This is a genomic window from Skermanella mucosa (assembly GCF_016765655.2).
In the GTDB taxonomy this organism is placed as follows: Bacteria; Pseudomonadota; Alphaproteobacteria; order Azospirillales; family Azospirillaceae; genus Skermanella; species Skermanella mucosa.
On sequence record NZ_CP086106.1, the window covers coordinates 4,332,616 to 4,346,259 of the forward strand.

At 68.6% G+C, this 13,644-nt stretch carries 15 protein-coding genes; 11 read left to right on the forward strand and 4 right to left on the reverse strand.

All coding sequences use genetic code 11. The features are described 5' to 3' along the window. Positions 1 to 2 precede the first annotated feature (2 nt). The 9 genes from JL100_RS20105 to JL100_RS20145 are packed head-to-tail and all read left to right on the forward strand — an operon-like array spanning position 3 to position 8,164. Positions 3 to 1,187 (forward strand): nickel-dependent hydrogenase large subunit, encoded by a 1,185-nt coding sequence (locus JL100_RS20105; RefSeq protein ID WP_202684257.1) that lies wholly within the window; start codon positions 3 to 5, stop codon positions 1,185 to 1,187. Position 1,188: 1 nt separating this feature from the next. Beyond that, a complete protein-coding gene (hypA, locus tag JL100_RS20110; protein WP_211113180.1) occupies positions 1,189 to 1,521 on the forward strand; it encodes a hydrogenase maturation nickel metallochaperone HypA in 333 nt (110 codons plus the stop codon). Next, positions 1,521 to 2,384, forward strand: a complete 864-nt coding sequence (gene hypB / locus JL100_RS20115) for a hydrogenase nickel incorporation protein HypB (RefSeq protein WP_202684259.1) — start codon at positions 1,521 to 1,523, stop codon at positions 2,382 to 2,384. The genes hypA and hypB overlap by 1 nt, the downstream gene beginning before the upstream one ends. Positions 2,385 to 2,387: 3 nt before the next feature. Continuing rightward, positions 2,388 to 4,637 (forward strand): carbamoyltransferase HypF, encoded by a 2,250-nt coding sequence (gene hypF / locus JL100_RS20120; RefSeq protein WP_228420805.1) that lies wholly within the window; start codon positions 2,388 to 2,390, stop codon positions 4,635 to 4,637. 9 nt (positions 4,638 to 4,646) lie between these two features. Next, positions 4,647 to 4,904, forward strand: coding sequence for a HypC/HybG/HupF family hydrogenase formation chaperone (locus JL100_RS20125; protein ID WP_202684260.1), 258 nt, complete (start codon positions 4,647 to 4,649; stop codon positions 4,902 to 4,904). Beyond that, positions 4,901 to 6,046 (forward strand): hydrogenase formation protein HypD, encoded by a 1,146-nt coding sequence (gene hypD, locus JL100_RS20130; RefSeq protein WP_202684261.1) that lies wholly within the window; start codon positions 4,901 to 4,903, stop codon positions 6,044 to 6,046. Before JL100_RS20125 ends, hypD begins: the two co-directional genes overlap by 4 nt. 5 nt (positions 6,047 to 6,051) lie before the next feature. Further along, positions 6,052 to 7,104: a hydrogenase expression/formation protein HypE gene (hypE, locus tag JL100_RS20135; protein ID WP_407696876.1), complete on the forward strand. Its 1,053-nt coding sequence runs from the start codon at positions 6,052 to 6,054 to the stop codon at positions 7,102 to 7,104. After that, on the forward strand, positions 7,101 to 7,826 hold the full coding sequence (locus tag JL100_RS20140; RefSeq protein WP_211113181.1) for a Crp/Fnr family transcriptional regulator: 726 nt from the start codon (positions 7,101 to 7,103) through the stop codon (positions 7,824 to 7,826). Before hypE ends, JL100_RS20140 begins: the two co-directional genes overlap by 4 nt. After that, complete coding sequence (locus JL100_RS20145; RefSeq protein ID WP_202684262.1) at positions 7,826 to 8,164, forward strand: endonuclease domain-containing protein; 339 nt, start codon at positions 7,826 to 7,828, stop codon at positions 8,162 to 8,164. The genes JL100_RS20140 and JL100_RS20145 overlap by 1 nt, the downstream gene beginning before the upstream one ends. A gap of 153 nt (positions 8,165 to 8,317) precedes the next feature. Here JL100_RS20145 and purU read toward each other — a convergent pair whose 3' ends face one another. The 4 genes from purU to JL100_RS20165 form a co-directional block, all read right to left on the reverse strand. Next, positions 8,318 to 9,172, reverse strand: a complete 855-nt coding sequence (purU, locus tag JL100_RS20150) for a formyltetrahydrofolate deformylase (RefSeq protein WP_202684263.1) — start codon at positions 9,170 to 9,172, stop codon at positions 8,318 to 8,320. 88 nt (positions 9,173 to 9,260) lie between these two features. Continuing rightward, positions 9,261 to 10,646, reverse strand: a complete 1,386-nt coding sequence (locus JL100_RS20155; RefSeq protein WP_202684264.1) for a hypothetical protein — start codon at positions 10,644 to 10,646, stop codon at positions 9,261 to 9,263. After that, on the reverse strand, positions 10,636 to 11,214 hold the full coding sequence (locus tag JL100_RS20160; protein ID WP_228420806.1) for a BON domain-containing protein: 579 nt from the start codon (positions 11,212 to 11,214) through the stop codon (positions 10,636 to 10,638). The genes JL100_RS20155 and JL100_RS20160 overlap by 11 nt, the downstream gene beginning before the upstream one ends. A gap of 163 nt (positions 11,215 to 11,377) precedes the next feature. After that, positions 11,378 to 12,214 carry an N-acetylmuramoyl-L-alanine amidase family protein gene (locus JL100_RS20165; protein WP_202684266.1) on the reverse strand — a complete coding sequence of 279 codons (837 nt, stop codon included), beginning with the start codon at positions 12,212 to 12,214 and terminating at the stop codon, positions 11,378 to 11,380. 329 nt (positions 12,215 to 12,543) lie between these two features. Between JL100_RS20165 and JL100_RS20170 the strand changes: the two genes are divergently transcribed. Continuing rightward, complete coding sequence (locus JL100_RS20170; protein WP_202684267.1) at positions 12,544 to 12,705, forward strand: hypothetical protein; 162 nt, start codon at positions 12,544 to 12,546, stop codon at positions 12,703 to 12,705. 116 nt (positions 12,706 to 12,821) lie between these two features. Continuing rightward, entirely contained in the window at positions 12,822 to 13,610 is a 789-nt protein-coding gene (otnI, locus tag JL100_RS20175; RefSeq protein WP_202684268.1) for a 2-oxo-tetronate isomerase, read from the forward strand. The last annotated feature ends 34 nt before the right edge of the window (positions 13,611 to 13,644 follow it).

Consider the following 13,644-nt stretch of genomic DNA (forward strand, 5'->3'; position numbering starts at 1 on the left):
CCATGAACGCGCGCGCCGGCATCGAGGGTACCCTCTCTTTCCAGATCATGGTCATCGACTCCACAGTGGCCGACGTGCGCCTTAAATCGTCGCGAGGAACCGGCATCGACCGCATGCTGGCGGGACGCCCTGTGGCCGACGCCCTGTCGCTGGTTCCCATGCTGTTCAGCCTGTGCGGGACCGCCCAGGGCGTCGCCGCCGCCCGGGCCTGCGAGGCGGCGGCGGGCATCGTCCCGGCGGGCGCGCATCAGGCGGCGCGCGAGATTCTGATACTGGGCGAAATGGTCGCCAGCCACGCCTGGCAACTGGCGATCGAGTGGCCGCGCCTGATGGAGGAGGCACCTGACCCCGGTATCCTTCTCGGGATCCGCCGCCGCGTCTCGGCGCTTGCCGAATCGCTCTATCCCGCGCGCGACTGGACCCGGCCGGGCGGCGGCGCGCTCAAACCCGACGCCATCGCCCTGGACGATGCGCTGGACCATATCGCCGGCGCGGTCGAGGCACTGGTCGGTGCCGGCTTCGAGGAGATCCGGGACGGCGAGGATCTCGCCCGCTGGAGCCGCCGGACCGGCACGACGGCGGCCCGGCTGATCAGCCGCGTCATGGCCGACGATATGGCGGGCTTCGGGCGTAGCGGGGTAGCCAGGCTGCCCGGCCTGCCGGACCGCTGGTTCGCCGACCGGCTCTCGGCCGATCCGGGCTTCGCCACGGCCCCGGACCTGGACGGCGGGCCGGCAGAGACCGGCGCCCTGGGCCGGGCCGCCGGCACGCCGCTGATGGTCGCCCTGACCGGTTGCTTCGGCAACGGCCTGCTGCCGCGTTTCGCGGCACGGCTGGTCGACCTGTCGGGCTTGCCGGCCCGGATGCGCGACGCCGCGAGGCTGCTGGAAGCCGTCCGGCCGGCTCCGCCGGACTCCGTCCAGGGGATCACGGGCTCCGGCGCGGGCTCGGCGGAGACGGCACGCGGCCGGCTCGCCCACTGGATCGCGCTGAACCGGGGAGCGGTGACCACCTACCGGTCGGTCGCTCCCAACGAGTGGAATTTCCACCCGCGCGGCGCCTTCGTCCGGGGATTGGTGGGCCTGCCGGCCGACGACGGCCTGCGCCGGAGGGTCGACCTGCTGATCGCCGCGCTGGACCCCTGCGTCCCGTGCCACGTGATGATGGAGGAACGCGCCGGTGCATGAGATGGCGCTGTGCCAAGGCATCCTGGACATCATCCGCGACCGGGCCGCGGAGGAGCACTTCAGCCGCGTCGCGGTGGTCCGTCTGCGCGTCGGGGCGCTCTCCCACGTCGATCCCCGCGCCCTGGAGTTTGGGTTCGACGTCGTGGCCCGGGGGACCCTGGCCGAAGGGGCCGAGCTGCGGATCGACCGTCCGGCGGGACAGGCCTTCTGCATGGCCTGCTCACAAACGGTCACCCTGGCGGCCCGGGGAGATCCCTGCCCCGCCTGCGGCAGCCACCAGCTGATGGTGGTTGGCGGCGACGAATTGCGTGTCGAAGAACTGGAGGTCTCGTGATGTGCACCGTCTGCGGCTGCGGCCCCGGGGAAACCCGGATCGACGGGCTCGAACCCGGAACCGGCGCGGAGCATGACCATGAGCATGTATCCCCCGACGGCACCGTGGTACGCCACAGGCACGGTCACGGCCACTCCCATGGCCATGATCACCATCACGAGCACGATCATGCCCATCATCATGCCCATGACCACCCGACGCGGCTGATCCGGATCGAGCAGGATATCCTGGCGAAGAACGGCCGCTTCGCCGCCGTCAACCGGCAGCTCCTCGCGGCGTCGCGTGCCTTCGCCGTCAACCTGATGTCCAGCCCCGGATCGGGAAAGACGACGCTGCTGGTCCGGACCCTCACGGATCTCGCCGCGAGCATTCCCATGGCGGTGATCGAGGGCGACCAGCAGACCAGCTTCGATGCCGACCGCATCCGTGCCACCGGCGCGCCGGCTGTCCAGGTCAATACCGGCAAGGGGTGCCATCTCGACGCGCAGATGGTCACCCTGGCGCTCGGGACGCAGCCGCCGCCCGTGGGCGGCGTGCTGTTCATCGAGAATGTCGGGAACCTGGTCTGCCCGGCCGGCTTCGACTTGGGCGAGAACCGCCGGGTCGTCGTCGTTTCCGTGACCGAGGGCGAGGACAAGCCGCTCAAGTACCCCGACATGTTCGCGACCGCCGACCTGATGGTGGTCAACAAGATCGATCTGCTGCCCTACCTCAGCTTCGACGTTCCGCGCCTGATCTCCAGTGCCCGGCAGGTCAAGCCGTCGCTCGACGTCATCCAGGTTTCCGCCACGGCCGGGACAGGGTTGGACCAGTGGTATGCCTGGCTCGCCGCCGGCATCGCCGCCGCCGAAACCGGAGGCTGAGCCGTGGTCGTCGATCCCATGCCGGTAAGCCGCTCCCGCGTCCGCGTCCGGGGCTTGGTCCAGGGGGTCGGGTACCGTCCCTTCGTCCATGAACTGGCCGGGCGGTACGGCCTGACGGGCTGGGTGCTGAACGATACCGACGGCGTCCTGCTGGAGGTGCAGGGGCAGGATCCCGCCGGCTTCCTCGACGCCTTGGCGAGCCGCGCCCCGCCGCTCGCGCAGGTGGACCGCATCGAGGTCGAGGCGCTGTCGCCCAAGCCCGCCGAGAGCGGGTTCGAGATCCGCGACAGCGTCGCCGCCGGTCCCGCGCGCACCATGATCGGGCCGGATGCCGCCGTCTGCCCGGACTGCCTGGCCGAACTGTTCGATCCAGGCGCCCGGCGCTGGCGCTATCCCTTCGTCAACTGCACCCATTGCGGGCCGCGCCACACCATCACCCGCTCCTTACCCTACGACCGGCCGCAGACCTCCATGGCGGGCTTCCCGCTCTGCCCGGACTGCGCCCAAGAGTATGCCGATCCGAACGACCGCCGCTTCCACGCCCAGCCGATCGCCTGCCCCGTCTGCGGACCCAGGCTCCATATCCGGGTGGAGGAGATCGTCGCACGCCTCCGTGCCGGGGAGATCGTCGCGATCAAGGGCCTCGGCGGCTTCCATCTCGCCTGCGACGCCGGCAACCCCGGCACGGTCACCCGCCTCCGCGCGCTCAAGCAGCGCAACGGCAAGCCTTTCGCGATGATGGTCGCGAGCCTGGCCGAGGCCCGGCGGATCGCCGAGATCGGTTCTGCCGAGGCGGCGCTCCTCACCGGACCCGAGAGGCCGGTGGTGCTGGTCCGCCCACGGTCCGGCACGGCCGCCCCGCCGATCGCTCCCGACCTCGCCCCGGACCTGGCTTGGCTGGGCCTGATGCTGCCCTATACGCCCCTGCATTACCTGCTGTTCCACGAGGCGGCCGGACGCCCGGCGGGAACCGCCTGGCTGGATGCGCCGCAGGGGTTCGCCCTGGTGATGACCAGCGCCAACCCCGGCGGCGAACCGCTCGTGATCGGCAACGCCGAGGCGGCGGAACGGCTCGGCGACATCGCGGACTGCATCGTCACCCACGACCGGGACATCGTCGCCCGCAGCGACGACAGCGTGGCGCGGGTGATCGGCGGCGCGCCGATGCTGATCCGCCGCGCCCGGGGCTACGTTCCCCTCGGGATTCCCCTCGGCCGGCCGGTGCCGCCGGTCCTGGCGCTGGGCGGGCACCTCAAGAACACCGTCTGCGTGACCCGCGGAAGCCAGGCCTTCCTCTCCCAGCATCTGGGTGACCTGGAGAATGCCGCGACGCTGCGCTTCTTCGAGGAGACGATCGCCCATCTGCTGGACATACTGGAGGTCGAACCGGTCGCGGTCGCCCATGACCTGCACCCCGACTTCCTGTCGACCCGCCACGCGGAATCGCTCGACCTGCCCTGCATTCCGGTCCAGCACCACCATGCCCATGTGGCGGCGGTCGCGGCCGAATACGGCCGCTCCGGCCCGATGGTCGGCCTTGCCCTCGACGGCTTCGGCCTGGGCGACGACGGCGACAGCCGGGGGGGAGAGCTGCTGCTGGTGGACGGTGCGCGGTGCGACCGGCTGGGGCACCTCGCCCCCCTGGCGCAGCCCGGCGGCGACGCCGCGGCGCGCCAGCCCTGGCGCATGGCGGCGGCGGCCCTGCACCGGCTTGGCCGGAGGGACGAGATCGCGCACCGCTTCGCGCGCTTCGGCAACCCCGCCCTGCTGGTCCAGATGCTGGAGCAGGGATTCAACTGCCCGCCGACCACCTCCTGCGGGCGCTGGTTCGATGCCGCCTGCGGCCTGCTGGGCGTGCGCACCATGTCGGGTTTCGAGGGAGAGGCCGCGATGGTCCTGGAATCCCTGGTCACGCGTCCCGCCGTGCTGCCCGGCGGCTGGACCATCGACGGCGGCGTGCTCGACCTGATGCCGCTGCTCGACGCGCTGCGGGGACTTCCTCCCGCGGCCGGGGCCGACCTGTTCCACGGCACCCTGGCCGCCGCCCTGGTCGACTGGGCCCTGCCGGCCGTGGAGGGTGCCGAGATCGCCCTGTCCGGCGGCTGCGTCATGAACGCCGTGCTGACCGAGGGCCTGATCGAAGGCTTCGCCCGGCACGGCGTCACCGCCCTGGTGCCGCGCCGGGTGCCCGCCAACGACGGCGGCCTCAGCCTGGGCCAGGCCTGGGTCGCCGCGCACCACTTGATCCGTTAGGAAACCGCCATGTGCCTCGCCTTGCCCGCCCGGATCGTCGAGATCCATAGTGACGACAGCGCCACGGTGTCGCTCGGAGGCGTGCGCAAGCAGGTCTCCACCGCGCTGATCGAGGAGCCGGCCGTGGGCGACTATGTGATCGTCCATGTCGGCTACGCGCTCTCCAGGCTCGATCCGGCGGAAGCCGAACGGACCCTGGCGCTTCTCGCCGCCCTGGACCGGCCCGCACGCGAGCAGGAACCCGAACAGGAGGATGCCGCCGCATGAGATACGTGGACGAATACCGCGACGGCGCCCTGGCGTCCCGGGCCGCCGCCGCCATCGCCGCGGAGGCCGATCCCGGCCGGCACTATGCCCTGATGGAGTTCTGCGGCGGCCACACCCACGCGATCTGCCGTTACGGCATCGAGGATCTGCTGCCGCCCAACGTCTCGATGATCCATGGCCCCGGCTGCCCGGTCTGCGTGCTGCCGATCGGCCGTCTCGACATGGCGATCGAGCTGGCGATGCGGCCGGAGGTAATCCTGTGCACCTACGGCGACATGATGCGGGTGCCCGGCCGCGACCGGACCAGCCTGATGAAGGCCAAGGCCGGGGGTGCGGATATCCGCATGGTCTATGGCAGCGGCGACGCGCTGCGGGTCGCCCGGGACAATCCCGGCCGCGAGGTCGTCTTCTTCGCGATCGGGTTCGAGACCACGGCCCCGACCACCGCCGTGGCGCTGGTCCAGGCGGCGGCGCTGAACCTCCGCAATTTCAGCGTCTTCGCCAACCATGTGCTGACGCCGTCAGCGATCCAGGCGATCCTGGACAGTCCGGAGGTGACCGCGACCGGCACCGTGCGGGTCGACGGCTTCATCGGGCCGGGGCATGTCAGCACCATCATTGGCTCGGCGCCCTACGAGCGGTTCGCCCGTGATTATCGCCGTCCCATCGTGGTCTCCGGATTCGAGCCGCTCGACATCATGCAGTCGGTCCTGATGCTGGTGCGCCAGCTCAACGAGGGACGGTGCGAGGTCGAGAACCAGTTCAGCCGCGCGGTCTCGCGGGACGGCAACGGCAAGGCCCAGGCCCTGGTGGAACGGGTGTTCGAACTGCGCGACAGCTTCGAATGGCGCGGCCTCGGGACGATCCCGGACAGCGCGCTGCAGATCCGCGAGGAGTTCGCTGACTGGGATGCGGAACGGCGCTGGCAACTCCGCTACGTCCCCGTCGCCGACAACAGGGCATGCTCCTGCGCCCAGATCCTGCGCGGCGCGAAGAAGCCGCTGGACTGCGCGATCTTCGGCACGGCCTGCACCCCGGAGAATCCCATGGGGTCCTGCATGGTCTCGCCGGAAGGCTCCTGCGCGGCATATTATCTGTACGGCCGCTGGCGCGACATCCCCCAACAGGCCAAAGCGGGTTGAAATCCATGATGCAGGACGACCGCCGACCTTTCGCACGCAAGCTCGACCTGAAGAACGGGCAGGTCGACATGAGCCACGGCAGCGGCGGCAAGGCCATGGCCCAGCTTGTCGAGGAGCTGTTCGGCGCGGCCTTCGATAATCCGCTGCTGGCCCGCCGCAATGACCAGGCGGTCTTCGACCCGCCGCCCGGCCGGCTGGCGGTCACCACCGACAGTTATGTGGTCTCTCCCCTGTTCTTCCCGGGCGGCGACATCGGCTCGCTGGCGGTCCACGGCACGGTCAATGACCTTGCGATGGCGGGCGCCCGGCCGCTCTACCTGACGGCGGGATTCATCATCGAGGAGGGCTTCGCACTCCGCGATCTCGCCCGGATCGTCGCCTCGATGGCTGCCGCGGCGGCCGAGGCCGGCGTCGCGATCGTGACCGGCGACACCAAGGTGGTCGAGCGCGGCAAGGGCGACGGCGTCTTCATCAACACGACGGGCATCGGCGCGGTGCCGCCGGGCGTGGCTCCATCCGGCGACAGGGCGCGGCCGGGCGACGCCGTGCTGGTCAGCGGCTTCGTCGGCGACCACGGCGTCGCGATCATGTCCACGCGCGAGAATCTCAGCTTCGAGACGACCATCGCCTCCGACAGCGCGGCGCTCCATGGTCTGGTGGCGGCCATGGTCGACGCCGTTCCCGACGTCCACGTGCTGCGCGACCCGACGCGCGGCGGCCTGGCGACCACGCTCAACGAGATCGCGCGGCAATCCGGGGTCGGCATGCTGCTCGACGAACGGGCGATCCCGGTCCGCGGGGAAGTCGCCGCCGCCTGCGAACTGCTGGGCCTCGACCCCTTCTATGTGGCGAACGAGGGCAAGCTGGTCGCGATCTGCGCCCCCGGGGATGCCGCCCGGCTGCTCGACACCATGCGCGGCCACCCGCTGGGGATCGACGCCGCAGTCATCGGTACGGTCATTGACGACGACCATCGCTTCGTGCAACTGCAGACGACATTCGGCGGAAAGCGCATCGTGGACTGGCTGGCCGGCGAGCAACTGCCCCGGATCTGTTGAAGCGGGAGGACGGCGTGAAGGAGCGGGAGATCGGCGACGCCTGGAAGGGACCTCCGCAATGCCGGAACTGCGGCATCCGGGATCTCGTGCTGTTCGCCGACCTTCGGCAGGCCGACTTCAGCCTGATCCACCTGCCGATCGACGAAGTCCGTTTCAAGCCTGGCGAGTCGCTCTACCATGCCGGCGAGGGGAAGCCCTACCTTTTCACCGTACGCGAGGGCACGGTCAAGCTGGTGCAGTACCTCCCGGACGGATCGCACCGGATCGTCCGCCTGCTCCGCCGGGGTGCCGTCGCCGGGCTCGAGGCACTGTTGGGAGAACCCTACGCCCACACGGCGACGGCCCTGCAGCCAGTCCTGACCTGCCGCATCCCGCGGGCGGTGATCGATCGCCTCAGCGCCGAGACGCCGCGCCTGCACACGCAGCTGATGAAACGCTGGCACCAGTCGCTCCAGCAGGCCGACGACTGGCTGACCGAGCTGTCGACCGGCAGCGCGCGGCTCCGGCTGGCGCGCCTGCTGCTCCAGATGCTGGATGCGACGGACGGCGATATCTGCCACCTGCCGATCCGCGAGGATGTCGGCGCCATGCTGGCGATCACCATGGAAACGGCCAGCCGCACCGTTGCCGAATTCCGGCGCGCCGGCCTGATCGCAGACGTCGGCGACCATCTGGTCCGCTGCAATCGCGAGGCTCTGGAGGACGTGGTCGCGGAGGGGTAATGACGACGACGCAAGCCCGCGAACTCCGATCCCGTATGACCGACGCGGAAAGACGGCTCTGGTCCCTGTTGCGGGATCGCCGCCTTGACGGTTGCAAGTTCCGCAGACAGCACCCGATCGGCCGATACGTTGCCGATTTCGCCTGCGTAGAGCGGATGTTGATCGTAGAAGCTGACGGCGGACAGCATGCCGATGAGCCGGCCGACCAGCGACGCACCGATTGGCTGAACAGCCAGGGATGGCGAGTGATACGGTTCTGGAACACCGATATCCTGCGCAACACCGAGGGTGTCGTCACCGCGATCCGGGAGGCTCTCGAAGGTGAGGCAAGCCAATAAGGTCGAGCATTCCCAACCCCCTCACCCTACCCCTCTCCCCCAAGGGGGCGAGGGAACTTGTCTCGAGCATTTTTTCAACATGAACCCCCTCTCCCCCAATTGGGGGAGAGGGTTGGGGTGAGGGGGTCGGTGGCAGCTGTCCCAGGAAGGCGGCTACCGGAACACCACCGTCTTGCTGCCGTTCAGCAGGACCCTGTGCTCGATGTGGTACTTGACGGCACGGGCCAGCACCACGCTCTCCACGTCGCGGCCGACCTCGACCAGGTCGTCCGGAGTGCGGGTGTGGTCGACGCGCTCGACCTCCTGCTCGATGATTGGGCCTTCGTCCAGGTTGGACGTCACGTAATGGGCGGTCGCCCCGATCAGCTTGACGCCGCGGGCGAAGGCCTGGTGATAGGGCTTGGCACCCTTGAAGCTGGGCAGGAACGAGTGATGGATGTTGATCGCGCGCCCGGCCAGCCGCTCGCACAGCTCGGGCGAAAGCACCTGCATGTAGCGCGCCAGCACGACCAGGTCGATGCGCTCCTGCTCGATGATCTCCCACAGCCGAGCTTCCTGCTCCGCCTTGTTGTCGGACTTGACCGGCAGGTAATGGAACGGGACGTTATGCCAGGCCGCGAGCTGATAGAAGTCGCGGTGGTTCGACACGATCGCCGGGATCTCGACGTTCAATCCGCCGACCCGGTACCGGTAGAGCAGATCGTTCAGGCAGTGGCCGAACTTCGAGACCAGGATCAGCAGGCGCTGCGGGCGCTCCGCGTCGTGCAGGTGCCAGGTCATGCCGAACCGGCGGGCAACCTCGACGAACTGCGCCGCCAGGGCCTCGCGGTCGGGGCCCTCGGCCGGGGCGGCCAGGAAGATGCGCAGGAAGAACAGGTCGCTGGTGCGGTCGCCGAACTGGGCGCTGTCGATGATGTTGCAGCCCCGCTCCGCCAGGAAGCCGGATACGGCCGCGACGATGCCGACTGTGTCCGGGCACGAAATGGTCAGGATGTAGCGGGCGGTCATCTCGGCTCTTTCCAGGACGGCTTGTGGCACGATCCCTGGAAAGAAGCGCAATCGACCACCCTGTGCAAGTGGCAATCAGCCGCCGTGCTCAATCGAGCATCGGCAGCCCGCTCTCGATCCTGACCAGCGCCGCCAGCAGCGGCACCCCGATGTCGCGCCGGACGAAGGCGCTGCTCCGGTCTGCGGCGGCGATCGCCTGCGACATGGTGCTCCGCCACCGGTCGTCGCCATACATCAGTTTCTCCGCCTTGGCACGCTGGGCCAGCACGGTCGGCCGCCGGTTGGCCGGCACCTCGGCAAGCTTCACAAGCCGCCCCATCCACTGCTGGGCGATCGCCAACTCGCCCCGGCGGAGCGACGCCGCGACGAACTCCGACAGGATTTCCGACTGCGGATCGGGATCCTGGACCTGCTCCAGGTATGCCGACGTCAGCGATACCTCTCCCCGCGCCGCAAGGCGGCCGAGCACGGCGGGGACCGTCCAGGGGCTGTCCTCCTGGACGGTGCGCAGCAGTCCAAGCGCCAGGTTGACCTCGCCCAGGTCGGCGGCGGCTACCGCCAGTTCGGCCGGGCAGCATTCCTGCTTCGTCTCGCGGAAGCGGGAGAACTGCTGTTCCACCGTGTTCAGGAAGAGGGTCCGAGCCTCCGCCTCGCGTCCGACCCGCATCAGCGCCTGCACGACCAGCCCCAGTTCCCAGGCGCAGGCATTCGCCTGGGCGTAATTCTGGGCTTCTGTGGTCAGCGCCGACGCCAACTCCTTCTCCCCGCGCCAGCCGGCGATCTCGGCTATGTCGGTCAGGTTGTAGAGACGCGTCGAGCAGTCGGCGATGCCCCTCGTGATCTGGAGGGCGATGTCGGTCTGGCCGGTCAGCGCCAGGGCACGGGCGACGAACAGGTCCTCTTCCTGGGAATCGGCGCTGGTGGCCGCCCCGCGCCGCAGCGCGCCGACGAAGGGAGCGATGATCTCCCGCGCACGCTCGATACCGCCGTTCAGGTGGTAGGCTACGGCGAGCGAGAGCCAATCCCAGCGTGGCGTGGAGATCGGATGCTCGACCGGCGGCAGCAGGTTCTCGATCTTGTAGAGGAAGCAGGCCGTGGACAGGGCTTCGTTGCAGATCAGGGCCCGAACGCGGTTCCGGAACTCGAAGACGTCGAAATCGCCGATGAACTGGTTGGTGATGAGCTGGACGGCGACCGGGCTTTCGGGATAGCGCTGTACGATATCGCTCAGCAGCCGGTCGGCATCGCGCAGCAGGCGCGCCTCTTCGGCCGGATCGAACGTGGAATTGGCCTGCTGGATGAGCTGCATGGCCTGGACGAACTGCCGGTTCGCGCTGCCGGTGCTTTCCTGCGCCCGGGCGGCGGACGGGAATCCCGCCGCCACCCCGGCGGCCAGCAGGGCCAGCACCGCCGCCACGACCAGCAGGAACGCGCCGGGCCTGCGCCGACCATGGGCAGCTGCGTCAGCGGACATAGCTCACGACGCGCTTCACATAGGGCAACGACCTGGCATGGCCGGTCACCCGCTCCAATTCGGCCGGGTCGCGCGCGTTGCCCATCAGGTAAACGACGCCGTTGACCGTCTCGATCGAGTAGTTGATCGACGAGACCTCCCGGTCGAACAGGAGCTTGCCGCGCAATTGGGTGCTGATCCAGGTGTCGCGGGTCGAGTCCCCCAGCGTCGAGGTGTCGTCCACGACGATCTCGTTGATCACTTCGCGAACACCGTTCGCCTGCCACGCCAGACGCACCGCGTCGAGTCGTTCCTCCGGCGTCCTGGCGCGGCCGGTCAGGAGGACGACGCCCTGGTTGACCGTCATGCCGAGGCGGGAATGCATCTCGACGCTGTGCTGGAACCAGAAATGATTGATCTGCGCCTGGATCTCGGTATCGCTGATGGCGCCGCCCAATCCCCGCTCCTGCGAGGCCGCGACGACCGCGGTGGTGGCGGCGCCGCCGACGACAAGCGGTGCGCACCCCGCCAGGGCGGCTATGGCCAGGATCCCCAGGACGAACTGCGGAAAACGCGCGCGAGACCTCAAAGCTTCCTCCGTACACCGGTCGCCATCCACGTCCGGGCGGCGCGAACAAGTCACGCCCACCACGTGATTGCAACACATATTTGAATCACTCGAAACTGGAGCCACGCCTTTTCCGCCTATCGTGGCCCGATTGCAGCACCCGGTATCTTACCGGTCCACGCGCTCACGCGAAGGGAGCGCTGGTCATGACGTCAGCCAACTCGCGCGACAGCACGTCGGCGATGCGGCGGCGCTGGGCACCGTCGCGCAGCAGGTCCTCGTCACGCGGATTGGACAGGAAGCCGGTCTCGATCAGGACCGACGGAACGTCGGGCGCCTTGAGCACCGCGAAGTTCGCCGACCTCTTGGGATTGTCGAGCAACCGAAGCGAGCGCCCGGCCCCTTCAACGAGACTGCTCTTCGCCATCAGCGACGCGGTGACGGTATGGCGCGCGACCAGGTCGGACAGGATCGCCGCGACCTGCGGCCGGGTGTGGCGCAGGTCGATGCCCCCCGCGCCGTCCGCCAGGTTCTCCTGCTTGGCCAGCGCGAAGGCGAAATCGTCCGACGCCTTGTCGGACAGTGTATAGGCGGAAAGTCCGCGCGCATCGCGGTTGGGAGCGCTGTCGGCATGGATCGAGATGAAAAGGTCGGCCCCGGCGTCGCGCGCTATGGCGACCCGCTCGGCCAGCGGAAGGAATAGATCGGTGTCCCGCGTCAGCTTCACCGCGACGCCGGATACGCCCCGGAGCCGGCGCGCGATCTCCCGCGAGATGTCCAGCGTGATTTCCTTCTCCAGCGTCCCCCGGACACCGATAGCGCCGGGATCGTGGCCGCCATGCCCGGGGTCGATCACCACGAGCCGCCGGTTCGGCACCGCCACGGGAGGCTCCGGCTTGCGCTGCGGTCCGTTGGTGGGAGCGGCGGCGGCAGGGGATGCCAGAAGGTCCCCCAGCCCCGAGGCCCCGATGCCGAGCAAGGGCGCGCTCAACGCCAATCGAAGCAGAACCCTGCGCTTCATCCGATAAGACTGCCCATCGATCCTGTGGTCATCGATCCTGTGGTCATGGGCCCATTGGCCGGCCCCCGGGGCCGGCGGGAAGGACCTTGGCGACCAGTGTAGGGGGTTGTTGGTTAACTGTTAATTACCCCAGCCGCTGCTTGTCGAGTCCTGAGAGAGTGATCCGCCGGAATATCTGGCCCGACCTTCCGGCACCGGCCATGCCGTAAGCATTCCTCCCGGGGCATTCCCGAAGCGGCGGCAACATACACGGCATTTTCGACTTATGATATCTTGTTCTCGACCCCGACTCGGGTCAGACTGTTCCCTTGGAGATGGTGGAGGCGGTCATGAAGGAAGCCTTGATCAACATCATCCGCGAGGAGCGCGTCGCTCTTGAGGCCCGCATCGCCGACGAATTGAAGCGGCGGGTACCGGATGACATGAGGATCGAAGCCCTGCAGGAGGAAGCGTCCGACCTGCAACGGCAACTCGAAAAGTACGAGCAGTAGGCGACGGCCCCGCCGCGCCGAAGGCTACCCCCTCTGAGAGCCCGTACGGCCTTGCAACCGGGGCCGCTACGGGCTTTTGTTCGCCCTGCCACCAGATAAGGGAAAACGGGGGAACCATGCCGAAATTCGCCGCCAATCTGTCCATGATGTTCCAGGAGCATGATTTCCTGGACCGCTTCGGCGCCGCCGCCAAATGCGGCTTCCGGGGAGTCGAATACCTGTTCCCTTATGAATGGCCTGCCGCCGAGATCAAGCGGGCGCTGGACGACGCGGGGCTCGAACAGGTGCTGTTCAATCTTCCTCCCGGCGACTGGGCCGGCGGCGAGCGTGGCATGGCGGCCCTGCCGGGGCGGGAGGCGGAGTTCGCGGAAACGGTCGAACGGGCGATCGAGTACGCGCGCGTGCTGGACTGCCCGCGGCTTCATGCCATGGCCGGCATCGTTCACGCCGGGATCGACCGGGAGGAGGCGGAGGCGGTCTATGTCTCCAACCTGCGCCATGCCGCGGATGCGGCCGCCCGGCACGGCATCACCCTGCTGGCCGAACCGATCAACAGCCGGGACATGCCGGGATATTTCCTGAATACCTCGACCGCCGGCCGCAGGATCATGGCCGCCGTCTCCCGTCCGAACCTGAAGCTGCAGTTCGACATCTACCATACCCAGATCATGGAAGGCGATCTGGCGGAACGCCTGCGCCAGAACCTGGAAGCGATCGGCCACATCCAGATCGCCGGGACGCCGGGCCGGCACGAACCCGACATCGGCGAGATCAACTATCCCTTCCTGTTCAACCTGATCGACGAGATCGGCTATACCGGCTGGATCGGCTGCGAGTACCGGCCGCGCGCCGAAACCCGGGCCGGCCTGGGATGGGCGAAGGCGTACGGCATCACCGCCGGGTGACAATCAAGGTTAGGAATTCATTAATGACCCCATC

Bases quoted from the DNA above. Each gene is read 5' to 3' on its own strand.
- JL100_RS20105 (WP_202684257.1), top strand. From the start codon at position 3: ATGAACGCGCGCGCCGGCATCGAGGGTACCCTCTCTTTCCAGATCATG.
- hypA (WP_211113180.1), top strand. From the start codon at position 1,189: ATGGCGCTGTGCCAAGGCATCCTGGACATCATCCGCGACCGGGCCGCG.
- hypB (WP_202684259.1), top strand. From the start codon at position 1,521: ATGTGCACCGTCTGCGGCTGCGGCCCCGGGGAAACCCGGATCGACGGG.
- JL100_RS20125 (WP_202684260.1), top strand. From the start codon at position 4,647: ATGTGCCTCGCCTTGCCCGCCCGGATCGTCGAGATCCATAGTGACGAC.
- hypD (WP_202684261.1), top strand. From the start codon at position 4,901: ATGAGATACGTGGACGAATACCGCGACGGCGCCCTGGCGTCCCGGGCC.
- hypE (WP_407696876.1), top strand. From the start codon at position 6,052: ATGATGCAGGACGACCGCCGACCTTTCGCACGCAAGCTCGACCTGAAG.
- JL100_RS20145 (WP_202684262.1), top strand. From the start codon at position 7,826: ATGACGACGACGCAAGCCCGCGAACTCCGATCCCGTATGACCGACGCG.
- purU (WP_202684263.1), bottom strand. From the start codon at position 9,172: ATGACCGCCCGCTACATCCTGACCATTTCGTGCCCGGACACAGTCGGC.
- JL100_RS20155 (WP_202684264.1), bottom strand. From the start codon at position 10,646: ATGTCCGCTGACGCAGCTGCCCATGGTCGGCGCAGGCCCGGCGCGTTC.
- JL100_RS20165 (WP_202684266.1), bottom strand. From the start codon at position 12,214: ATGAAGCGCAGGGTTCTGCTTCGATTGGCGTTGAGCGCGCCCTTGCTC.
- JL100_RS20170 (WP_202684267.1), top strand. From the start codon at position 12,544: ATGAAGGAAGCCTTGATCAACATCATCCGCGAGGAGCGCGTCGCTCTT.
- otnI (WP_202684268.1), top strand. From the start codon at position 12,822: ATGCCGAAATTCGCCGCCAATCTGTCCATGATGTTCCAGGAGCATGAT.